We start from the raw sequence: 23,113 nt of genomic DNA on the forward strand, positions 1-23,113 counted from the left end.
TGATGAAAGGGAAAGTTGTCATTACAGGGGCGGCCAGTGGGATAGGGGCCGCAGTACTGAAGTCGGAGTTAAGACTGGCTGAACGCCAGATAGTGGCCATTGATATCGATCAACCGGCATTTGATGCGCTCAAGCAATCGCTGACTCCTCATGAGAGGAGCCGTATTACCTTCTGCTGCTTGGATCTGGCCGATAATCAGGCCATGGCGGCTGCGGTATCAGGTTTTTGCCATGCCGGAGAAGGGGTCGATAAGGTTGTGATCAGCCATGCCCTGAGCAACGAAAACCAGATTGGGCAGCAGTCGGTTTGGGATAGGGTACTGGATGTGAACCTGCATGCCACCCAACGCTTGCTTGCGGCTTTGGAGCCCCATCTCAATGTTGGCAGCCGGGTGGTGATCTTGTCTTCGGTTCTTGGTAAGGCGGGCAAAGTGGCGAACTCAGCATACTGTGTATCCAAACATGGTCTGCTGGGGTTGGTGAAAAGTCTGGCGTTGGATTGGGCACCGAGGAAAATTACCGTCAATGCGGTGATGCCTTGTTGGGTTGATACGCCAATGTTGAGGCGTGAGCTAGCGCCCCAAGCCGATACGCTCGGGATCTCGGTTGAGCGGATGATCCGCCAAATCAAAAAGCGTATTCCACTGAAGCAATTGGTCAAAGATTCCGATGTGGCCGATACCGTTGCATTTTTGACGTCACCAGCAGCGGCCATGATCACGGCGCAAGGCATCGTCATCGACGGAGGCTTTGGATGTGGCGTGTAGTTGTTTATTCAGGATTGTTGATCGGAGCGATGGTTGCCTCTAGGGCGCAAGCCAGTGATTGGTACGTTGAGCCGAGGTTATCGGTAGCTGCTTCATCACGTTTGCATGGCAGCGAAACATTAACCTCCCAGGTTAATGCTGCAGGACTGAAGCTGGAGCATTACGGTGATGTCCTGTCGTTTAACTTTGATGGTGAGCTGCAATACGACGCCGTGTTTGATTGGACCGATCAATACAGTCGTGAGGCCCGTGACGAATACGGAACTCGGATTTGGTTAGATGAAGCGTATCTATCGTGGTTGTGGGCTGACTGGTCATTCTATTTGGGGTATCAAAAAGTTGTGTGGGGAGAAGCCGATGATCTTAGGGTGACAGATGTTGTTAACCCATTAGATCTCAAGGATTTTGTGCTTTTTGACATTGATGACTACCGGATCAGCCAGCCTATGCTTCGCACGGAGTCCACTCACGGTGAATGGGATGTAGAGTTACTTTGGTTATTCGATTTCGAGCCTAACCAGTTAGCCGCAAGCGGTAGTGAATTTGCGATGCTAGCTTTAGATGGAATACCGCGTGATGAGCCCAGTGGCGGCGAGTTCGGTTTTCGCCTCACTACCATCCTCTTTGATGCTGATACCAGTTTCTATGGCTTTTCAGGCTATCAGGATGATCCGGTATTTGTTGCTGATCAACAACAGGTGATAGGCAAGTATTACGATCAACACATGCTGGGCAACAGCTTGTCGTTCTCGGCTGGCGATTTTATTCTTCGTACCGAGTTAGCGTGGTTTTACCAGCAAAGTTACGCGACCACTTCTTTTGACAGAGAGAAGCACAATACGACCCAAGGCTTGCTCGGAATTGATTACCTCTACCGTGATTGGCTGATAACCGGTCAGGTGTCGGACAGGTATATCAACGGTTGGTCGAAGGCGTTGTCTGTGCCGGAATCAGATACGGTATATACCCTCTCGGCGGAAGGGAATTTGATGGAAAGCAAATTAACGGCAAGGGCTGCCGTAACCTATGCTGACGCCAACGGGGGCGGCGAGTTATATCAAGTGAAGCTCGCCTATATACCGACCAGTGCTTGGAAACTGCAATTGAATGTAGACCTGCTGAATGGCAATGAAAATAACTTCTTTGGTCAATATAAAGACAACGACAGGGTTTGGGTGTCGACAACATATTATCTGTAAGGTGAAAACATGAAAAAGGGAATTGTTGCAGCGTTACTATTTAGTTCATTCCTATCTTATGCAAGTCCTGATGCGGACAGTATATTAACGGCTGTTCGTGATCGTGATGACGGACATTCATATGTATCAGATGTTGAACTGAATTTAATAAACTCTGATGGTAACGTCAGGGCTAGAAATATGTATATGTTGCAAAAAGATAGCAATGATAAGGAAATGACCTATATCTATTTCTATGACTCTGTCGATGTCCGCGGGGTCAGCTTTCTGATGTATACCTACCCAGAGCAAACAGGAAGTGCGGATGACCAGTGGCTTTACCTACCCGCCTTTCGGAAAATTCGACGGATTGGCTCGAACGATAAACGTGGCTCCTTTATGGGCAGCGCTTTCTCTTATTATGACCTAGATAAAATCCGTGTAGGGGATTACCAATCGACGGTTGTTGGTGAGGAAATTATTGATGGTAGAGATGTTTGGGTTATTGAGCAAATTCCGTCATCTCAAGATGTCATTAATAAAACGGGTTATCACAAAGTCATGCGTTGGATAGACAAAGAGAGAGACATTTTCTTACGCAGTGATTACTTTGATGCCAAAGACGTATTATTTAAACGCCAGGAAGCCATTGAAGTTGAGGCTATTCAAGGGATCTGGACAATCACTAATGCGAAAACATCAAATCTGATAAATAACACATCGTCAGAGATGATATTTAATAATTTAGAATACAACGTTGGTTTGGATAATAAAAAGTTCAGTAAGCGGGCTTTAAAAAATGGATTGAAAATATCTTCGATTGACGAAGTTATTCAGGGAGATGAAGGTTAAGTCATGAATGCATACATAAATTTTGTGTCCAAGTACGCAAAATCAATTATATTTCTGCTGGTTTTGATAACGGGTTACTTTACGTATCAAATAGGGTACCTGACTGAGGACAGTAATCCTTATTTATTACAGGAAAGTCACCCAGCAAGAAGCAGTTTGCTGGACATGCGAGAAGAATTTACTGGTACGTATGACTCAATTCTTATCGCGCTTTACAACAAAGAATCTATTTTCAATCAAGAAAGCCTAAATGCGATTTTCAACCTGACCCAGGCGGCTCGCAAAATCATGCTGGCTGATCAATCAGATATTGAGCGGCTCGCGTTGATCCAAGAAAACTATAGCCAGCATAACGAGTTGAATGCATTAATTAGCGGAGTGATGGCGCAGGGGCTTGGCCAGAGTGATGCTGCTGCCGTTAGGCAGTTTGTTGCTGATGGACATGGTCAGGCTATGGCTGCCGCGCATGTGAAATATCTTCGGGTACTGGCTGAACGTTTGGATCCAGTGCGTGAAATGGCTGGCATGTCAGCAACAGAGAATGTTTTCCTTGAATCAGACGGTACACTTCGCGCTAGCATTACCTTGAACCACAATGACAGCAATCCTAGCGCTATCCAAAAAGCGATCATGAAAAATGAGCTGATGGAAATGGGTGTTGTTGATAAATCAGGTCATGTTGGGCTGGTGGTGATTGAAGTCAGTGTGCTTCAGGATGACGCCGAAGGGCAGCTCAGGGCATATGATACGATTAGCCATCTTGTTGATGAATACAAAGCGGCTAATCCTCTACTGAAAGACGAGGTCTTTATTGGCGGTGTGCCGGTTTTCTTTGCCGAGCAAAAGAAAATCATGGACCGCGACTTAGGTACCTTGCTGCCAGCGGTTATTGTTCTGATTGCTCTTATTTTAGTGGCATTCTTCCGTTCGGGACTCGGGGTTGCCATCCCTATGGTCAATGTTGCCATGTGTACCATTTGGACGATGGGCGCAATGGCAATGGTTGGTATCCCGGTTGATTTGATCACCAGTGTACTGCCTGTGTTCTTAATTACGATTTGTTCTTCTGATGCTATCCATGTCATGGCGGAGTACTACCATCAGCGCCGACAACAGCAATCGAATCGGCAGGCGGTAGTAGTGACCATGCGGCTGATGACGGCGCCGGTTGTACTGACGACAATTACCACTTGTTTTACCTTCATTATTTCAACCACAACGAGCATCAGCAACTTGCAGAATTTCGGCATCAGCATGTCATTTGGCATGTTTGTAGCCATGATTATTTCACTGTTGCTGATCCCTGCATGGCTATCGTTGTTGAACCCGAAGAAAAAAGCTAAAAAGCAAGACAACAAGTCCGGTGAGTCATATCTCATCAGTCGCGGTTTGATTGCTATTTTTAGACCGGTTATTGCATACCGTGCCCGGTTTATGGTGCTGACCACGGTAGTTATGGCAGGGCTGGTGGTATTGGCACTGCAGGTGAAGGTGGATGATATGGGCAGTGGCTACTTTGCCTCTGACAATGAATTCCGTGTCGCAGATGACTTTATTAATAGCAATGTGGCTGGGACCAGCCCTGGCTGGATCGAAATTGACGCCGGAAAGCCTGGGGCTGCGCTCGATTATGACACTATCATGTTTGTCGACAAGCTTGAGAAGTTCATTCATCAGCAAGCGAATATCACGTTTAGCTACTCTGCCGCCAGATACGTTAGGCGTATGAACTTGGTGCTTAATGATATGGATCCTGAGTTTGACCGTCTGCCGTATCGTGAAGAGATCTTTACTGATATCGATGAAGAAACCGGTGCAGTGGATAAAGTGACGATTTCTGGGCAGGACATCATCCGTCAATCTATCTTGATGTATGAAAATGGTGGGGGGAGTGATCTGACCAATGTTCTCAATGATGATTTCTCGAAAACCGTCATGCTTTATACCATGAACACAACGGTTGCCAGTGAGTTTCAAGGTTTCCTCGATGTGTTGATCCCTTGGTTGGAAGAAAATACCCCTTCGGGTGTCAGCTATAAACTGGCAGGCGCTCCGATTATCTGGACTGCCGTACTTGATGAGTTGATCTCCGGCCAGATGCTCAGTATCGGTTTGGCATTTTTGACTGTAGTGATCACAATGAGCCTGTGGTTGAAATCTTGGAAGATGGGGCTTGTTGGGACCTTGCCATTAGCGGCAACGGTCGTCTTTTATTACGCGACCATGGCGTTGTTTGGCATTGAGCTGAATATTGGTACCGCAATCATTTCATTCCTGATTCTAGGTATCGTCGATTATTCTGTTCACTACCTGCTCAGGACAAAGCACGGTGTTGAGCAGGGGTTGTCTATTGATGATGCGTTGTTGCAGGCATTGTCGCAGTCAGGCCGGTCGATTATTGCCAATGTCTTTGTCTTCAGTATCGGTTTTATTGCTCTGTTGTTCTCAGAATTTAAACCTATCGTTGATTTAGGAACTTTGGTTGGCTTATCTTTGTTTATTAGCGGCATCATGTCGTTATATGTGATAACCCTGCTGGCACCTTGGCTGATCCCAACAGACAAAGCCGTCACGGCTGAACAACCGCAGGCGGTGTGATAATTCAGGCTGCGCTTTCGGCGAGAAAGTGCAGCCAATTTGGTTCAGCTTGGACAGCGTTTGGCTCAATAGTGCGCTTGATGTGAGATAACGGAAAGGAATGGATAATCTAACGAGAAAGGAAAGGGAAAGGCAGCAACGAGAATCGCTATTTTTGGATATTGCCTATGATATTTTGCGAAATGAAGGCACCAAAGCCCTGACGATGGAAAGGGTCGCGCAGATTGCCGAATATTCCAAAGGGACGGTTTACGGCCACTTCAGTTGTAAAGAAGATATCATTTCAGCGCTGAGCGTCAGGACATTGATGCTGCAAAAGGCGATGATGCAAATGGTCCTTGAAGGTCAGTGTTCAACCCGCGAAAGAATATTGGGCTGTGCCTTGGTGTATGTACTCATCCAAGAAAAATATCCGCGGTTGCATTATTGCATATTGTCCCTGAATGACCCGCAGATCAGCACTAAGCTTTCAAACACCATGAAAGAGCTATACGGTGAAACCGAAGAGCAAGTTAAGCGCCTGCTGGTTGATACCATCACTGAAGCCCAGAAAAATGGTGACTTACCCTGTGAGAAACCGGCGGAGTCTATTGCTTATGCTGTGCGAGCAATGGTATTTGGTATGGCGTTAATTGGCCATGAGTCGTTGGAGAGTGCTACTCGCTGTCACCTCAGTACCTTGCTTGATGGGTTTGGCTGGCAACCGCTCACCTGCAATGCCGATTACCAGAACTTTTGGCAGCAGACCCGAGAGTCTCTTCTAACCGTGACTATTCCCGAGCTTCACGATACAAGTTTTTTCTAATCCTCTAAAGGTCGAGTGTCGTTGCCAGGTAAGCAAAACTTAACCTTGATCACACTTTATCCTGAAAAGGGAGCGTTTGTGTTGTTTGGCTAAAACGGTTTAGCAATAATTGCCGCAGATGAATCTTTAGGAGATATGATAATGGCAAAAGTATGGGTCACAGGCGATGCGGTGGTTGATCTTATTCCTGAAGGGGAAGGGACATATTTGAAATGTCCAGGTGGCGCGCCGGCGAATGTTGCAGTAGGTATTGCCCGTCTTGGTGGTGACACTGCATTTTTCGGTCGTGTTGGCCAAGATCCGCTGGGTCGCTTTATGAAGCAGGTTTTGTCTGATGAGGGGGTGAATACCGACCGTATGACACTGGATGGTGAACACCGCACTTCAACCGTTATTGTTGACCTGGATGACGAGGGAGAGCGCAGCTTTACCTTTATGGTGAAACCAAGTGCCGATCAATTTACATCGCTCGATGATGTGCCTGCTTTTGCTAAAGGGGAGTGGTTACATGCCTGCTCGATTGCTTTGGCCAATGAGCCTTCACGCTCCACCACGCTGGATGCCATGAAAGCGATTAAAGCCGCTGGTGGTTATGTCTCGTTTGATCCTAATTTACGCGAAGAAGTTTGGGCTAACCCAGCTGAGCTTCAATCTGTTGTCATGCAAGCGGTTGCGTTCTCTGATGTGGTGAAGTTCTCTGATGATGAGTTGTTGTTCCTCACCGATCAGGCTGACTTACAAGCCGCGTTAGCTTACATCGAGGCCAATTACGCGCTACCTTTGGTCATTGTGACCCAAGGCAAGAAAGGTGCCTTGGTGGCCCTGGGCGGTGAGCAACAGCTAGTAACCGGTAAGCCGGTCAACCCAGTTGATACGACTGGAGCAGGTGATGCCTTTGTTGGTGGGCTACTGGCGGGCTTAGTATCGGTTGATAATTGGCAAGATAAAGACACATTACTCAATATTATCAAACAGGCCAATGCCTGCGGTGCACTAGCGACCACCGCCAAAGGAGCGATGACCGCATTGCCATCGGCTGAGCAGTTGGCTGCGTACCAGACGGAATAAAGGTACAGCGGTGTATCCAATCATCAGTTGGCGATGTTGTAGAAGGACCTCGCTATGGCGAGGTCCTTTTCTGTTATTCACAGTCATCCAACTCATTTTGGGACACTAAGTAAGCTGGGATATATCGTTTGCTAATCAGCGCATGGAAAACAGCTCCTGATGATAGTCAGAGGGTGACAGTCCATGTTGGACGAAATCATTTTGCAGCGCGCTGCCAAATTCTGATGGACCACAAAACCAAAAGCTGGCGCTCTGCCAGTCAGGAACAATGGTGCGGATTTTATCTGGAGTTAAACGGCCATCTTTTGGGGTAACTGTGATATGTAATCTGATATTAGCTTTCTTAGCCGTTTCCTTAAGTTTATCAATAGCAGCCTGATCATAGTCAGCCGTGACATGGAAGAAATCTACCTCGCGACTTCCACGTTCTTTCGACAGATGTTGCATCTTCGCAATAAAAGGCGTCACTCCAATGCCTGCCCCAATCCATATCTGGCGGTTGCCTTTATCTTTAAAGTCGAAACAACCATAAGGCCCCTCAACAGAAACTGGCATACCAACTTTAAGCCATTGACTCAACTGCCCGGTCCAGTCACCAAGTTCTTTGACAATAAAGGTTAAACTGGATTCCTGCTCACTCCAGGCTGATGCAATAGTATATGGATGAGCCCCTTCGGATTTTTTGGAACTGACGAATGCAAACTGTCCTGGTCTATGCCCGGACCAACCCGGGCTAAGCTTGATAGTACTAGCGATGACCCGAACTCCCGGGTAGGAAGTCAGTGAAATAATCTCTCCTTGTACTTTACGGCTGCGGCCAATTTGCCCGGTAAGCACAACCAAGGCGGACACTGATCCAGTCATCAGCAATACTATCATCAGCCAGCCAACGGGCTGGGACCAATAGTCATACTTAACCAACGCGATCGAATGATATGCTAATAGTAAATAGACAATCGCCAGCCATTTATGAGTTTTTAGAAATAGGTGATAAGGAAATGATTTTAGCAGCGCCAAAATAATCAGGATCACAGTCAGATAAAATGCCCATTCTCCAATCGATTCAGCCAAACTACGTTGGTCCAGTAACCATTGTTGCAACTGAGGCATTGTCTCAACGCTTAGCCCCTTGTTCTCTGGTCGGGTTAACCATCCCCAGCCAACCATCCATTTGGTGCCCTGCGCCCACCACCAGTGAAGAACCGACAACACCAGACCGGTAATGCCAAGCCACTTGTGAAGACGATACATCTTATCCAGCCCATTGAAGAGGGGCTCTAACCATTTCACCCTGGTCGCCAGCAACATGGATACACTCATCACTGCAATGCCAATGAAGCCTGAGTACTGAATAAAAACTGAGCGAAAGGTGAAGTAATTGAAAGGCGTTGGGACAAAAGTATCGGCCAGCATCCATAAAATCGTAAGTAACAGTAGACCAACTATGAACACTATCTTGATATTCTTCATCGGTGGTAACCCTCTATGGGTTTAACGAGTTCCTCTAAGACTAAATACCATTAACGGAAAATTGGCAAATCGAATTGTCTGTTGCAGCCAATCAGGTGAAGTCTGGAAGTTAGCAAGCCTGAAATAGGACCATTAGCAAAAGCGTACCAGTTGGGGCAACTGGCACGGAGCGGTTAATAAGGATATTGAGATGCCTTAGGGAGTAGGAATAATCGCATTTGAGTAAAGAGTGTTTACTATCGCCTTTGTCCTTAACCTAAAAGCCAACTTGTACCGTCTATACAAATAGGCTCGTCGCTTAGTAGGCGGATTGCGGTGGCATCTGCCGCGGTAAACACACGGGCTGTCATGACAAATTCACCTTGGTTGATAAACAGCTCCAACGAAGAATGATCGGTCAGTAGCTGCAATTCAACATCTTGCTGGTTTGGCCAAGGCAGTTCACGGATGGTTTCCCCATCAGTGGGCTGGGCATTAGAGCGATCCAGGCGGATCTGCAGCTTATCGGCGTCAAGAATGATGTCGCAGTACTCGCTGCCGTTGTCTATCACGCGTAACGTGGTTTGCCCCGATACAGGCCAAGGTAAGGTTGTTTGCAGTTCGAAGCTTTTACTGCCGAGATCCAGTGAAGAATTTTCAGTGTGGCTCGCTAGGTTAAAACGCTGCTTTTCGCCCCGAAGTTGCTGCAGTTCGCGTGCAGGTTGCTGATACAGAGTATTGTTTTGCCACGACAGTTCACGTAGACAAGTGAGCTGGTGGAGCCATTTGTCTTCAACACTTGGTTGGTTTATTTCATCCGGTAGGCCCATCCAGCCGATCATCAGCCGGCGGCCATCTGGTGTTTCTGTCGATTGTGGCGCATAAAAGTCAAAACCGTAGTCCAAGGTCCGAAAATCGGACAAGCCAAGTTGGTCATTGGCATTTAAGGAGGCTTTAAAATAACCGTTATGGTGGGGGATGTTATGGAACTCACTCTGGTCATCAATACCTTGTGGGCAGATGATGCCAATTAGCTGATCACCGAGTTCGAACAAGTCTGGGCATTCCCACATATAGCCGAAGTTGTTGAATTCATCGCCTGCCAAAGAAATAAACTCCCATTGGCGTAAATCATCTGAACGGTATAGAGCCAACCGGCCAAGTTGCTGCCCTTTATCTGTTTCTTGCTGGGCTCCCAATAGCATTAGCCAGTGATCGCCATTTCTGACCAGTTTCGGATCGCGGCAATGCGGCGTCACTAAGGGGGGCAGGCTGTCAATCACTGGGCCGTGCTTGGTGAAATGGATGCCGTCCTTTGAGGAGGCAAGGCACTGAGTGGTGATGCGCTCACGCTGCTCGCCGATACGGACGTTGCCAGTGTAGAACAGCATCAGTTCTTCTTCAGTGCTGACAGCGTGGCCGGAAAATACCCCATGGCTGTCGAACCAATCAGACGGGAACAGAGCCATAGGTTGGCTTTGCCAATTCACCAGATCTGTACTGGTGACATGCGCCCAGTATTTGTCTTTGTGTTCGCAAGCAAAAGGGTAGAGCTGATAGAAAAGGTGATATTTACCATTGTGGAAAATGAAGCCGTTAGGGTCGTTGAGCAAGCCCTGAGGTGGGGCAATATGCCATAGAGGACGGTGCTGAGATGGCGTGGTCTCACTGACATCCGCGAGTTGTAGGCGCTGGTTATGCTCGATAATACGGCCGAACTGCGCCCAGTCGGCTTTGCTCAACGGTGTTTCTGGAGTCCATAATACTTGGTTGAGTTTGCTGTGGAATGGCAACACACGTGCGAGGTCGGAGCGAAGCGCCGGGTCCTTTAGTTCCAGAATTACCTGTTGATCGACGCGAAGTGCACGCAACAGGTTATTTGGGCCGCCGCAAGCAGCAAGGATGTCTGTCAGTATCATGGATGTGAGGCCTTAAGCAGTGTTTGCTCGTTAATTTTCGGGAACGTTCCAAAAATACAGAAAATGCAGCAATAAACGCAAGGGGAGCGGTGGATTTACTCCCCTTTATGAAGAAAATTGTGCGTTCGATCGCGTTTTATGGCATGAAAAGAGATGGGAATGTGTGTGGAAACTTATGCGCTCTCGCGTGGAACCCAGTCAAAACCCAGCACCAGTTTGGAGACTTGGCTGCGGCCTTGCTCGATGATTTCCAGCAGCATTTTCGCCGCATTGTTGCCGGCAGGCTCAAAGCCATAGGCAAAGGTCGAAAGGGACGGTGTGACAACAGAGGCCATTTCGTCGTTACCAACACCGATCACCTTGATGTCTATACCGGCTTGAAGTCCAGCTTTGGCAATGGCCTGCATGGCACCGATAGCGATGCGATCTGTTGCACAGAAAACCCCGTCAACCTCTTGATTATTTGATAAAATATCAGCCATTTCCTGACGTCCAGAGGCGATTGAAAACTGCCCTTGGCTATGGAATTTTGGCGGTTTGGCGCCCATATGGTCCAAGGCGGCAGAGAAGCCATCAAAGCGTTGTTGGTCAACGGCAATATCATCGCTTTGCACTCCAAGGAAGCCGACATGTTTGCACCCAGCTTGACTCAAAAACTCACCAGCACAATAGCCCACACGGTAGTCATCGTGGACAACGCTTGGAATATTGAAGCTAGAGCCGTCCTGTCCTATCAAAACCACAGGTGCCTTGGAACGCTTAATAGCGGCGACCAGCTCATCATCGATGTGGGTGGCAAACATCACGATACCTTCAACCCGTTTCTGGTTGAACAGCTCGATATATTGCAGTTCCTTGCCTGCCTCCAAACGACTATTGGCCAGCAGTACCTGCTTACCAGCCTGTTCGAAGATTTCGCTTAATCCATCAACGCCCTGTGAGGTGGCATTAGAGGCTACTCGTGGGACAATGATGCCTATCAGGTTGGTTTTATTGGATTTTAGATCTTTGGCCACTTGATTGACTACATAACCGCACTCTTCAATCGCACGTTTTACTTTGATTTTTGTGGCTTCTTTAACGCCATATTCGTCGTTGATCACCCGGGAAACCGTCGATTTCGATACCCCGGCAAGTCGGGCTACATCGTGTAGGCTTGCCATAAATAACTCCTTGGTTAGCCAAGATGATCCTGCAAATTAGGGATGCTTTGCAATCATTGCGCTCTGGATTAGCCACTTATGGTGACTTTGATCACGTTTATGCTTGGTGTTTAGCGATATTCATCGATCGTCCTCACACTCAAAGAAGCAAAGCTTGACGCTGCCTTACTCGATCGGGAAAACTATTTCGGTAACGTTCCCGAAAATAAATTCAAGTTGATGAAACTTGATTAAAATGGGCTTGCAATGTGAGCGGCCCCCAGGAACAACAATGATTGTATATAGCCAAGTACCTTCAAGATTCTCGCTGAACCTAGAATTATGAAGTCATTTGGGTATACCGTGTACCCATAACAGCAAGCTTGCTGAGGGTGGAATTTAAATTTCTGAGCGTGAAGAGCACTCGCGACGAGGGTAGAAAGATGGACTTTCCGGTTATAGCCAAGCAACTTATTGAAAAGCTGGGTGGAAAAAACAACATTGCAGCAGCAGCACACTGTGCAACGCGCTTGCGTTTGGCCTTACATGATGAAAGCAAAGCCGATCTGAAAGCAATCGATGATATTGAAGGGGTAAAAGGTCAGTTTCAGGTTGCCGGACAAATTCAGGTGATCTTTGGCTCGGGTATCGTCAATCAAGTGTATGCCGCGATGACAGCAGAGACCGGCCAAACCGAGATGTCGACCAAAGATGTGGCCTCTGCCGGTGCACAAAAGCAGAACATTATGCAGCGTGCAGTGAAAGGTTTGTCCGATATCTTTGTCCCAATCATCCCAGCCATTGTCGCAGGTGGCTTGCTGATGGGTATTTTCAACCTGTTGACGGCACAAGGCTTGTTTCTTGATGGTCAGTCATTGATTGAAGCCTACCCGGGCATGGCCGACTTAGCGTCGATGATCAACACCTTTGCCAACGCCCCTTTTGTTTACTTGCCTGTTTTGCTGGCATTCTCGGCGTCGAAGAAGTTTGGTGGTAACCCATTCCTCGGAGCGGCGCTGGGTATGTTGATGGTTCATCCAGATTTGCTCAACGGTTGGGGATTTGGTGGCGCCAGCGTGAGCGGTAATATTCCAGTATGGAACATCTTTGGCTTTGAGATCGAGAAAGTGGGTTATCAAGGTTCGGTATTGCCGGTACTGGTCTCTGCCTTCATTCTTGCCAAGATTGAAAATGGTCTGCGCAAAGTGATCCCATCGGTTTTGGATAACTTGCTAACGCCGATGTTGGCGATTTTTATTACTGGTTTCCTGACCTTTACCCTCGTTGGCCCTATAACTCGTGATGCTGGATTCCTTTTAGGTGATGGACTTAACTGGCTATATGAATCGGCGGGCTTTATTGGTGGCGGTTTGTTTGGCTTGGTGTATTCACCGTTTGTTATTACGGGTATGCACCACAGCTTTATCGCTTTTGAAACCCAACTATTGGCGGATATTGCTGTTACTGGTGGTACCTTTATCTTCCCAATTGCAGCGATGTCCAATATCGCTCAAGGTGCCGCTTGCTTAGCATTTGGTTTAACAACTAAAGACAGCAAAGCTAAAGGGATCGCTATGCCATCGGGTGTGACGGCGCTGCTGGGGATTACCGAGCCTGCGATGTTTGGTGTTAACCTGAAATACCGCTATCCGTTTATTGCAGCCATCATTGGTGCAGCAATAGCAAGTGCATTTATTACTTTGTTCAAGGTAAAAGCAACGGCATTGGGTGCGGCAGGTTTACCGGGCATTATCTCAATCGATCCTAATTCAGCGATGTACTACATCTTTGGTATGGTGATTTCTTTCGGGGTTGCATTTAGTTTGACTATTTTGCTGGGCCTAAAACAAAAAAAATCAGCACCTGAAGCGGTAGTTGTTTAATACATTAGGTAACTTAGCGATGAGAGAGGAAGAGATATAGCTGGGAAGGGTGAGCGATAACAGCTCACCCTTTTCTTTTATGTCACGACGCTTGGGTTAGCGACTCTATGTCATCATTGTCACAGGCCTCGTAGCGCGCACCGATAATTGCGCCGGTGAGTGCAATCGTGGTTGAACCAGCCATCGCGATGATCATTGGCCACAGTGAGGCTCCACCCAGCATAGCCGCTAACGCGCTGACAGTAGCGCCGATGCCATATTGCACCGCGCCTAGCAGGGCAGATGCAACCCCTGCATTTTTATCGAAGTAGCGCATGAAACAGGCACTTGAGTTGGCCATGATCCCACCGTTTGCTGCAATCGACAGTACGAACCCAGTAACGGCGAACCATAAGTTATTTGGTGCAATGATCTGACTCGCAATAAGTACCAGACCACCGGTAAGTTGTAGGCCAAGGAATATCTTTAACAAGGCCGCAGGTTCAAAGGTGCGCAGTAAAAAAGTATTGGTTCGGTTGACGATCACAATACCGACAACATTGGCGATAAACAGGCCGGAAAACAATTCAGCTGTTACCCCAAAGTGCTCGATATAGGCAAATGGCGCATTGGTAATGAAGGTCATTAACACTGCGTAGCCGAAAGCCTGTGCTAGGAGATATCCTAGTGCGCGTCGCTCTTTGATAACGGAGAGGTAACCGCCAGACCCTTTTGCCTTTTTTATTGGCTTTGCTTTTGGCATGACCACCATCGCGTTCAGCGCCACCATAACGGCAAGAAAGCACAGCAGATAGAAGATCCAAGGCCAACTTTGGGTGCGTAAAATTAGTGTTCCTACCGTTGGCGCAATGGAAGGGGCTAGCATCATGATCAGTGCGATGAGTGAAAATAGCCGGGCCGCTTCTTTGCCAACGGCATTATCACGAATCGTTGCCGGTACACCCACTACAGCAATCCCGCCGCCAAATGCCTGCACGACTCGCCATGTCCATAGCATTTCCAGTGATTCGACCCCGGCCATCATAAAACTGCCGACGGCAAAGAGTAATAGGCCTGCCACCATGGTGGGTCTACGGCCTAACCTATCTGATAACGGTCCCCCGATGAGCTGGCCAATGGCCATTCCGAGGACATAAATACTGACGGTAACGGCTACCAGTGATGTGTTAACGCCCAGATCACTTGCAATGATCGGGATCGCGGGCAGGTAGCTATCGATCGCAAAAGGGGAAAGGGCAAAAACGGCTGCGAGTAATAGCAGTAAGGATGTAGGAATGTGTTTATTCATAGAACTCTCTTATTTATCTTTCTAGAAAGATACTATATGGCATTTATCTTTCCAGCAAGATATATTTAGGGGATTAGGAAGGAGTAGACCGATGGCGAAACAAGAAACCGTTGCTAATATATTGAAAAGCATCAAAGAAAATTGGCCTGAATCGTTTGAACAATATTCACCACCGATTCTACGTATCCACCGGATACATGATTATCTTCAGCAGGATTTGGCGAAAGTGATAGAGCAATATCAGCTGCAAAGTGCTGATTTTGGCGTACTGGCAACATTGAGGCGGGCAGGCGCTCCGTTTTGTCTGTCGCCGACAGAGCTGTACAGTTCGATGTTGCTAAGCTCTGGTGGGCTAACCAAAGTGCTGACTCGGGTTACCAAGGCTGGTTTGGTTAAGCGGATTGATAATCCCGAGGACAAACGCAGTAAATTGGTTCAACTGACTGGAGAAGGTAGAGTGCTGATCGATGACATCATTCAAAAGCTACATACTAGCAATCAAGATAAGTTGAAAGTGTTATCGAAAGAAGAGCAGCAACAGTTGGACGTTTTATTGGCCAAAATGCTGACAGCTTGGGAGTAGGGCGTTAATGTTTGCGGTATCCGCTAAGCTTTGTATACTGCCCGCAACGCACATCTAGCTAAGATATTTTTATGATTATTTTCACGACAAACTTTGGTGATATCGAAATTGAACTGGATTTCGATAAAGCACCAGTCAGCTCCAAGAACTTCCTTCAATACTGTAAGGATGGCTTTTACGAAGGGACTATTTTCCACCGTGTTATCGACGGCTTTATGATCCAAGGTGGCGGTCACCTTCCGGGTATGAAGGAAAAGCCGACCCGCGATCCGATTGTTAATGAAGCCAACCGTGGCCTGAAAAACAAAATCGGTACCATTGCGATGGCCCGTACCGATGCACCACATTCGGCGACGGCGCAGTTTTTTATCAACTTGGAAGACAACGATTTTCTTGATTTCACGTCAACCACCAACCAAGGTTGGGGCTATGCCGTATTTGGTAAAGTCACTGGCGGCATGATGGTGGTTAACAACATCGGTAAGGCTCTGACTATGACCCGCTTTGGTCACGGAGATGTACCACTGGACGACATTATTATCGAGAAAGTGACGATCAAAGAGTCATAATCTCAAGCTGGATATAAAAAACCACCGTCTTGGGTGGTTTTTTTTATCAATAATTCGGCAATTCAAACGCCTCATAAACTTAAGTTGTTTAGTTTTAACCCCTTTTTTGTTTTCTATTGCCCCTCTATATTAAAATTTTTTTAACTTTAAATTACCGTTTGTTTAATTAAGATTTAAGAGCTAAATAATCTATTAATAAATTTTTTTATCAATCATTTCTATATTGTTTGAAAAAAATGGTGAGAAAAAAAAGTGTGCTCTAGCTCAAGTATTTTAACCTGATTCTCTGTTTTTATTACCCTCAGAGAAGGGAATATATCGGGGATGATTGTTTGTCGTTTAATAACGGTTAACCCTTTAAATTAATTTGGCAATTATATTAGGTAACTTTAATTATGCGAGAACTAACAGTAGAGCCTCTCACGAAAGAGGCGTTTGCCCCTTTCGGTGATGTGATTGAAACGGATAACGCCGATTTTTTTTATATTAACAATCGTTCAGGACAGCGCTTTCATGGCCTTGGTGCCATTGATGTGTCAGATGCGTCAAAGCCTTTGATTAGTATTGTACGTGCGGCAGGTTTTGATAATAGCCTTTCATTTGATTTACTGGAAAAGCACCCTAAAGGAAGCCAAGCTTTCTTTCCTCTAAATGGTGAACGTTTTATTGTTATTGTTGCCCAGGGTGATGAAAATATTGATGAATCGACATTACGAGCATTTATCACGAATGGAAATCAAGGTGTAAATTATCACCGTAATGTTTGGCATTATTTGTTATTTGCAAAAAATCAAGAAACAGATTTTTTGACGATAGACCGTGCGGGTGAAGATAACTGTATTGTTAAGAAATTATCCTCCAATTATACCATCAGCTTTTAAATATTTTTAATTTAGATAAATCCTATTTGATTAGGGTGGAAAAATTTATCTATCCTCAGGCGGAGAAACAATTATGGCAAGAATGCGAGCAATTGAAGCGGCAGTATTAATTCTAAAAAAGGAAGGCGTGGACACGGCATTTGGTGTCCCTGGTGCAGCCATTAATCCAATGTATGCAGCTCTTAAAAAAATAGGTGGGATTGACCATGTGCTAGCACGGCATGTTGAAGGTGCATCTCATATGGCTGAGGGTTATACCCGTACAGCACCTGGTAATATCGGCCTTTGTATCGGCACATCAGGCCCGGCGGGAACGGATATGATCACGGGCCTATATTCGGCATCAGCAGACTCTATTCCAATTCTCTGTATCACTGGGCAGGCGCCTGTGGCTAAGCTTCACAAAGAAGACTTTCAAGCTGTTGATATCGAAGCGATAGCCAAGCCTGTAACGAAAATGGCGGTCACGATTCGAGAAGCAGGCCAGATGCCGGGTACTTTCCAAAAGGCGTTTTACGAAATGCGCTCTGGCCGCCCCGGCCCGGTCCTGTTGGATTTGCCTATCGATGTGCAGATGACAGAGATTGAGTTTGATATTGATCTCTATGAGCCCATTGTGCCATCAAAAACATCGGCCACTAAGGCTCAGGCCAAGAAAGCGTTGGAAATGCTAAACGAGGCTGACAAACCTGTTTTGGTTGCCGGTGGCGGGATTATCAACGCCGATGCCTCTGATCTTCTGCGTGAGTTTGCTGAGCTGGTCAATGTGCCGGTTATCCAAACCCTGCGCGGATGGGGCACATTATCTGATGAACACCCATTGATGACTGGCAGGATGGGTTGTCAGGCTAATCATCGTTACGGCAATGCCACTTACCTTGAATCTGACTTTGTGTTTGGTATCGGTAATCGCTGGGCGAACCGCCATACGGGGGATCTGAATACCTACACCAAAGGGCGTAAGTTTATTCATGTTGATATCGAGCCGACTCAAATTGGCCGGGTTTTCTCACCCGATCTTGGCATTGCTTCTGATGCGCACGATGCGCTGTCGGTATTCATCGAAGTGGCTCAAGAGATGAAGGCCAATGGCGATCTGAAAGACAGAACTGAATGGGTTGCTAGCTGTGCTGAACGTAAGCGTACGATGCTGCGCCGTGAGGATTTTGATTGCACTCCTGTTAAGCCTCAACGTATTTACCATGAAATGAATAAAGCATTCGGCCCTGAGACAAGATACGTGTCGACGATCGGCTTGGCGCAGATTGCGGCTAACCAGTTTCTCCATGTTCACCAACCAAGGCATTGGATTAATGCCTGCCAGGCCGGTCCGTTAGGCTGGACAATGCCTGCTGCTCTGGGGGTTGTAAAGGCAGATCCGTCCAAACCGGTAGTCGCTATTTCCGGAGACTACGACTTCCAGTTCCTTGTTGAAGAGCTAGCAGTGGGGGCCCAGTTCAACCTGCCGTATATCCATGTACTTATTAACAATGCCTATTTGGGCCTTATCCGTCAGGCCCAGCGAGCCTTCGACATTGATTACTGTGTTCAGCTTTCTTTTGAAAATCAGAATGCTCCAGAAGTAAAAGAATACGGTGTTGACCACAAGCGCGTGGTTGAAGGACTTGGCTGTAAGGCTATTCGTGTCGATGAGCCGCAAGACATCGGTCCTGCGCTGGAGCAGGCGAAAGAATGGTTGCAGAAGTACAAGGTACCCGTAGTGGTTGAGGTATTGACCGAGCGTGTCACCAACATAGCGATGGGGCCTGATATCGACAAGGTGATGGAGTTTGAAGAAACCGTCGACCTGTAAGTCATTCAAGCGAAGTTACATCGACCAATATCAGATTTTATTTCGAATTTGCTGTGGCTGAGATGCCACAGCACCTAGGAGCATGAATTATGCCAAAACTCGCAGCGAACCTATCAATGCTTTTTACCGAGCTTGATTTTATGGACCGTTTCCAAGCCGCCTCAGAGGCGGGTTTCCGTGGTGTCGAATATCTTTTCCCTTACGATTTCCCTGCTGATGAGATTGCAGCGAAGTTGGAAGCAACCGGCTTGCAGCAGGTGCTATTTAACTTACCTGCCGGTGATTGGGCCGCAGGAGAGCGTGGCATAGCATGCCACCCTGACCGCATTGAAGAGTTTCGCTTTGGTGTTGCCAAGGCCATCGAGTACGCCAAAGCGTTGGGCTGTGGCCAGGTGAACTGTCTGGTTGGTATCAAGCCGGATCATGTAACAGATGATGAAGCTTACCGGGTACTTGTTGATAATTTACGGTTTGCCAATGAACAGCTAGAAGCCGCGGGCATCGCTTTTGTTATTGAAGCTATCAACACCCGTGATATTCCTGGCTTCTTTGTCTCCAATACCCGGATGGCGCTAGGCCTACTGGAAGATGTCGGCTCTGACAATATCCGTTATCAATATGACATTTACCACATGCAAATCATGGAAGGCGATATTGCTCGTACGCTGGAAACGAATCTAGACCACATTGGTCATGTCCAGTTGGCCGACAATCCTGGTCGTCACGAGCCGGGTACGGGTGAGCTTAATTACCCATTTTTACTCGCCCACCTCGACACTATCGGTTACAGCGGTTGGGTAGGGTGCGAATACGTTCCAGCGAATGGTACTCAGGCGGGTCTGGGTTGGCTGAAAGAATTTAATCTAGTTTAAGGAAGGGAGAGAATAGGATGAAAAATATCGGATTTATTGGTACGGGGATCATGGGTAAGCCTATGGCAAAGAATCTGCAGGATGCAGGTTATACCTTGTACTTCTCTGAACATTTTGAGCCAGCGCCCGCTGAATTACTGGGAGAGAAAGGCTTCGCTTGCCCAACCCCTGCCGCTGTAGCAGAAGCTGCTGAGGTGATCATTACTATGGTACCGGATACCCCTCAGGTTGAAGACGTGCTGTTTTCTGACATCGGTATCACCAAAGGGCTGGCTGCCGGTAAGGTGGTGGTAGATATGAGCTCTATCTCGCCAATGGCAACAAAAGGGTTTGCCCAGAAAGTTGAAGATCTCGGAGCCTGGTATATCGATGCGCCAGTGTCTGGTGGTGAAGTGGGCGCAAAGGCGGGTACGTTGTCCATTATGGCCGGTGGTCGTGATGACATCTTTGAACAAGTGAAACCGCTGCTGGAGGTGATGGGACAGAATATCACTCTGGTTGGGGGGAACGGTGATGGCCAGACTTGCAAGGTCGCTAATCAAATCATTGTCGCATTGAACATTGAAGCTGTCGGTGAAGCGCTATTGTTCGCTTCAAAAGCTGGCGCGAACCCAGCCAAAATCCGTGAGGCTTTAATGGGTGGCTTTGCTTCTTCAAAAATCCTTGAGGTACATGGTGAGCGTATGGTTAAAGGGACGTTTGATCCGGGCTTCCGTATCCAGCTGCACCAAAAAGATCTCAATCTTGCGCTTACTGGCGCGCGTGAGCTGCAACTAAACCTTCCTAACACTGCGACCGCGCAGGAGCTGTTTAATACTTGTGCTGCTCTAGATGGAAGTGGATGGGATCACTCAGCGATGATCAAAGCGCTTGAGCACATGAGTAACCACTCTATCCGAGGCTAACCAAATCAGCGGGCACTAAGGTGCCCGTTGTGGTTTTTGAGAGTGTGTTTAGAAAGGAGAAAACGGATGAAAATTGTCATTGCCCCTGACTCATTCAAAGAAAGTTTAAGTGCTGCCGAAGTGTGCCGAGCGATAAAAAAAGGTATTACCCAGCGTTTACCATCCAGTGAGGTGGTATGCGTACCGATGGCGGATGGCGGGGAAGGCACTTTGGATGCATTAGTGGACGCGACGAATGGGTATCGCCAAGCGGTGATGGTGATGGGACCATTGCCGGATATGCAGGTGAAAGCGCAATTCGGCATGCTGGGTGACGGTGAGACTGCGGTGATCGAAATGGCGCGAGCCTCGGGGATCGAGCTATTAACCCCGGAGCAGAGAGATCCCCGATTGACCACCAGTTACGGGACAGGCCAGTTAATCTCTGCTGCGCTAGACGCCGGAGCCAAACGGTTGATCGTCGCGATTGGCGGTAGTGCGACCAATGATGGCGGAGTGGGGATGATGCAGGCGCTTGGGGTTAGGTTCCTCGATAAGTACCGCTACCCCATTGGTCATGGCGGCGCCCAGTTAGCGCGCATAGCGGACATTGATATGGAGGGCTTGGATCCTCGCCTGGCGGACGTTGAGGTTGTGGCGGCATGTGATGTTGATAATCCATTGGTTGGCGTGCGTGGCGCTTCAGCCATTTTTGGACCTCAAAAAGGCGCCTCCCCTGACGTTGTGGAGCAACTGGATCTGGCATTGGCACGGTATGCTGGTTGTATTGATGAAAAGTTAGGGTGTCAGGTGGTTAATGTCCCTGGTGCTGGCGCCGCTGGGGGGATGGGGGCCGCTTTGTTGGCGTTCATGCAAGCTGAGTTGAAATCCGGCATCGCGATTGTATCAGAAACGGTGTCACTTGCGGAAAAGCTGCAAGGGGCCGACTGGGTTATCACTGGTGAGGGGAGAGTGGATGGACAAACACTTGGTGGCAAGACACCGGCAGGTGTAGCCAAATTAGCCCACTCAATGGGTATCCCGACCATTGCTCTGGCTGGTTCATTAGGTGATGGCTGTGATGCATTGCGTCAAGTCGGTATCGTGGCGTGTTTCTCGATTTTGTCTAAACCGTGCACCTTATCCCAAGCTTTAGCCGGGGGTGCTGAAAACTTAACACTAACAGCCTTTCAGGTGTCAGGAATGATGGTGAATCAGTCTGATTAATTGTAAGGACAGCAAATTAATTACACTGCACGACAAACATACCAAGTGCCACCTTAAACGGTGGCACTTTTATATTTCAAGATGGCAATAGGCCCAGCTGAGATCAGTAATATTCCATCGCCGTTGCGACGGACGCGCCAAGGTGTATTGGCGCTTTATGTTTAAGCAGTACAGCTTCAAGTGCTGCAAGTGTATGAAGAACGGCTTCTTGGCGGGCGTTATACCCCATGGTACCAATACGCCAAATTTTACCTTGAAGCGGGCCAAATGACGTCCCTATCTCAATACCGAAACGAGTCAATAATTCTTGGCGAACTTTCTCACCATCAACCAAATCTGGAATATAGACACCAACGACATTGTTCATCTTGTAGTCTTGATCGCCAAATAGCGATAAGCCCATGGCCTGCAGGCCGGCTGCCATTGCATCGCCCGCTTGCTTATGGCGGGCAATGACATTCGCTGGACCTTGTTCAAGGTAGATCCGAGCACATTCTCGGGCGGCATAGAGCATTGAGGTGGCTTCGGTATGGTGGTTTAACCTTTCTTCACCCCAGTAGTCGAGGATCATGGGTAAATCGAAGTAGTTTGATTGGATCATCGTCTCGTCACCGTCCACATGGTGCTGGGCACGGATCCCTTTTTCAATATGTTTACGGCGGTTAATCTGTTCGACAAATTTTGGGCTCAGGGTGAGTGGTGCGCTACCGGATGGACCGCCCAAACACTTCTGGAGTCCGACGGAAACCGCGTCAAGGTGCCAGTCGTCAACGAATAGGTCATTACCGGCAACCGACGCTGTCGCATCACAATAGAAAAGCACATCATGGCGTTGACAAATTTCGCCGATTTCAGCCAGTGGTTGGTTCATGGTTGTTGACGTATCACCCTGAACGGTTGCCAGCAATTTTGGCTTAACACGCTTGATTGCGTCCTCCACTTGCTGAGGATCACAGACCTTGCCCCACTCAACATCAATGGTGGTGATCTCGGCACCGGTGCGCTGGGCTATTTCGCACAGCAAATGGCCAAATCGGCCGATCACAGGGATCAATACTTTGTCGCCTGGTTGAAGAATAGAAACCAATACGGCTTCGATGCCCGCCCTTGCGGTCCCGTCAATGAGTAGCGTTTCAGGGTTTTGGGTATGAAATAGTTGGCGGTATAGCTGCTGGGTTTGACGCATGTATTCCGTCATTGCCGGGTCATACTGACCGATCAGCTGACTGGATAAAGCCTGATGGACACGAGGGTAGGCGTTGATCGGACCCGGCCCCATCAGTAAGCGCTGTGGTGGGTTTAGGGTTTCAAAAAGTTCATTGTTAATCGTCATTG

At 47.7% G+C, this 23,113-nt stretch carries 19 protein-coding genes; 14 read left to right on the forward strand and 5 right to left on the reverse strand.

Annotated features, from left to right (window positions below; genetic code table 11):
• Positions 1-2: 2 nt before the first annotated feature.
• The 6 genes from L4D79_RS10760 (at position 3) to cscK (ending at position 7,268) form a co-directional block, all read left to right on the forward strand.
• Complete coding sequence (locus L4D79_RS10760) at positions 3-767, forward strand: SDR family NAD(P)-dependent oxidoreductase (RefSeq protein ID WP_428651133.1); 765 nt, start codon at positions 3-5, stop codon at positions 765-767.
• Positions 755-1,966, forward strand: a complete 1,212-nt coding sequence (locus L4D79_RS10765; protein WP_428651136.1) for a DUF1302 domain-containing protein — start codon at positions 755-757, stop codon at positions 1,964-1,966. Before L4D79_RS10760 ends, L4D79_RS10765 begins: the two co-directional genes overlap by 13 nt.
• Before the next feature lie 9 nt (positions 1,967-1,975).
• Positions 1,976-2,797, forward strand: coding sequence for an outer membrane lipoprotein-sorting protein (locus tag L4D79_RS10770; protein WP_428651139.1), 822 nt, complete (start codon positions 1,976-1,978; stop codon positions 2,795-2,797).
• Positions 2,798-2,962: 165 nt separating this feature from the next.
• Positions 2,963-5,395 (forward strand): efflux RND transporter permease subunit, encoded by a 2,433-nt coding sequence (locus L4D79_RS10775; RefSeq protein ID WP_428651142.1) that lies wholly within the window; start codon positions 2,963-2,965, stop codon positions 5,393-5,395.
• A 100-nt stretch (positions 5,396-5,495) separates the two neighbouring features.
• Complete coding sequence (locus L4D79_RS10780; RefSeq protein WP_428651145.1) at positions 5,496-6,200, forward strand: TetR/AcrR family transcriptional regulator; 705 nt, start codon at positions 5,496-5,498, stop codon at positions 6,198-6,200.
• A 141-nt stretch (positions 6,201-6,341) separates the two neighbouring features.
• Positions 6,342-7,268, forward strand: coding sequence for a fructokinase (gene cscK, locus L4D79_RS10785; RefSeq protein WP_428651148.1), 927 nt, complete (start codon positions 6,342-6,344; stop codon positions 7,266-7,268).
• Between the two features lie 135 nt (positions 7,269-7,403).
• Here cscK and L4D79_RS10790 read toward each other — a convergent pair whose 3' ends face one another.
• From L4D79_RS10790 to L4D79_RS10800, 3 genes are all read right to left on the reverse strand, one after another.
• The gene (locus L4D79_RS10790; RefSeq protein ID WP_428651151.1) at positions 7,404-8,738 is read right to left on the reverse strand and encodes a ferredoxin reductase family protein; all 1,335 of its coding nucleotides are present in this window, start codon (positions 8,736-8,738) and stop codon (positions 7,404-7,406) included.
• Between the two features lie 251 nt (positions 8,739-8,989).
• The gene (locus tag L4D79_RS10795; protein ID WP_428651154.1) at positions 8,990-10,636 is read right to left on the reverse strand and encodes a glycoside hydrolase family 32 protein; all 1,647 of its coding nucleotides are present in this window, start codon (positions 10,634-10,636) and stop codon (positions 8,990-8,992) included.
• A 173-nt stretch (positions 10,637-10,809) separates the two neighbouring features.
• On the reverse strand, positions 10,810-11,799 hold the full coding sequence (locus L4D79_RS10800) for a LacI family DNA-binding transcriptional regulator (protein ID WP_428651158.1): 990 nt from the start codon (positions 11,797-11,799) through the stop codon (positions 10,810-10,812).
• A gap of 422 nt (positions 11,800-12,221) precedes the next feature.
• Here L4D79_RS10800 and L4D79_RS10805 point away from each other — a divergent pair, with 422 nt between their 5' ends.
• On the forward strand, positions 12,222-13,661 hold the full coding sequence (locus L4D79_RS10805) for a sucrose-specific PTS transporter subunit IIBC (RefSeq protein ID WP_428651160.1): 1,440 nt from the start codon (positions 12,222-12,224) through the stop codon (positions 13,659-13,661).
• A gap of 82 nt (positions 13,662-13,743) precedes the next feature.
• Here L4D79_RS10805 and L4D79_RS10810 read toward each other — a convergent pair whose 3' ends face one another.
• The gene (locus tag L4D79_RS10810) at positions 13,744-14,949 is read right to left on the reverse strand and encodes a multidrug effflux MFS transporter (protein WP_428651163.1); all 1,206 of its coding nucleotides are present in this window, start codon (positions 14,947-14,949) and stop codon (positions 13,744-13,746) included.
• 91 nt (positions 14,950-15,040) lie between these two features.
• On the opposite strand from L4D79_RS10810, the gene L4D79_RS10815 reads away from it, so the two are divergent.
• The 7 genes from L4D79_RS10815 (at position 15,041) to L4D79_RS10845 (ending at position 21,778) form a co-directional block, all read left to right on the forward strand.
• The gene (locus L4D79_RS10815; RefSeq protein WP_428651166.1) at positions 15,041-15,532 is read left to right on the forward strand and encodes a MarR family winged helix-turn-helix transcriptional regulator; all 492 of its coding nucleotides are present in this window, start codon (positions 15,041-15,043) and stop codon (positions 15,530-15,532) included.
• A 71-nt stretch (positions 15,533-15,603) separates the two neighbouring features.
• Positions 15,604-16,101, forward strand: coding sequence for a peptidylprolyl isomerase (locus tag L4D79_RS10820; RefSeq protein ID WP_428651169.1), 498 nt, complete (start codon positions 15,604-15,606; stop codon positions 16,099-16,101).
• Positions 16,102-16,496: 395 nt separating this feature from the next.
• Entirely contained in the window at positions 16,497-16,982 is a 486-nt protein-coding gene (locus L4D79_RS10825; RefSeq protein ID WP_428651171.1) for an ureidoglycolate lyase, read from the forward strand.
• A gap of 73 nt (positions 16,983-17,055) precedes the next feature.
• Positions 17,056-18,795 (forward strand): glyoxylate carboligase, encoded by a 1,740-nt coding sequence (gcl, locus tag L4D79_RS10830; protein WP_428651174.1) that lies wholly within the window; start codon positions 17,056-17,058, stop codon positions 18,793-18,795.
• A gap of 89 nt (positions 18,796-18,884) precedes the next feature.
• The gene (hyi, locus tag L4D79_RS10835; RefSeq protein ID WP_428651176.1) at positions 18,885-19,667 is read left to right on the forward strand and encodes a hydroxypyruvate isomerase; all 783 of its coding nucleotides are present in this window, start codon (positions 18,885-18,887) and stop codon (positions 19,665-19,667) included.
• A gap of 17 nt (positions 19,668-19,684) precedes the next feature.
• Positions 19,685-20,572 (forward strand): 2-hydroxy-3-oxopropionate reductase, encoded by an 888-nt coding sequence (locus tag L4D79_RS10840; RefSeq protein WP_428651179.1) that lies wholly within the window; start codon positions 19,685-19,687, stop codon positions 20,570-20,572.
• 66 nt (positions 20,573-20,638) lie between these two features.
• Entirely contained in the window at positions 20,639-21,778 is a 1,140-nt protein-coding gene (locus L4D79_RS10845; protein ID WP_428651182.1) for a glycerate kinase, read from the forward strand.
• A 103-nt stretch (positions 21,779-21,881) separates the two neighbouring features.
• Here L4D79_RS10845 and L4D79_RS10850 read toward each other — a convergent pair whose 3' ends face one another.
• Positions 21,882-23,111: a pyridoxal-phosphate-dependent aminotransferase family protein gene (locus L4D79_RS10850; protein WP_428651185.1), complete on the reverse strand. Its 1,230-nt coding sequence runs from the start codon at positions 23,109-23,111 to the stop codon at positions 21,882-21,884.
• Positions 23,112-23,113 lie beyond the last annotated feature (2 nt).

Source organism: Photobacterium satsumensis (assembly GCF_050336935.1).
GTDB lineage: Bacteria > Pseudomonadota > Gammaproteobacteria > Enterobacterales > Vibrionaceae > Photobacterium > Photobacterium satsumensis.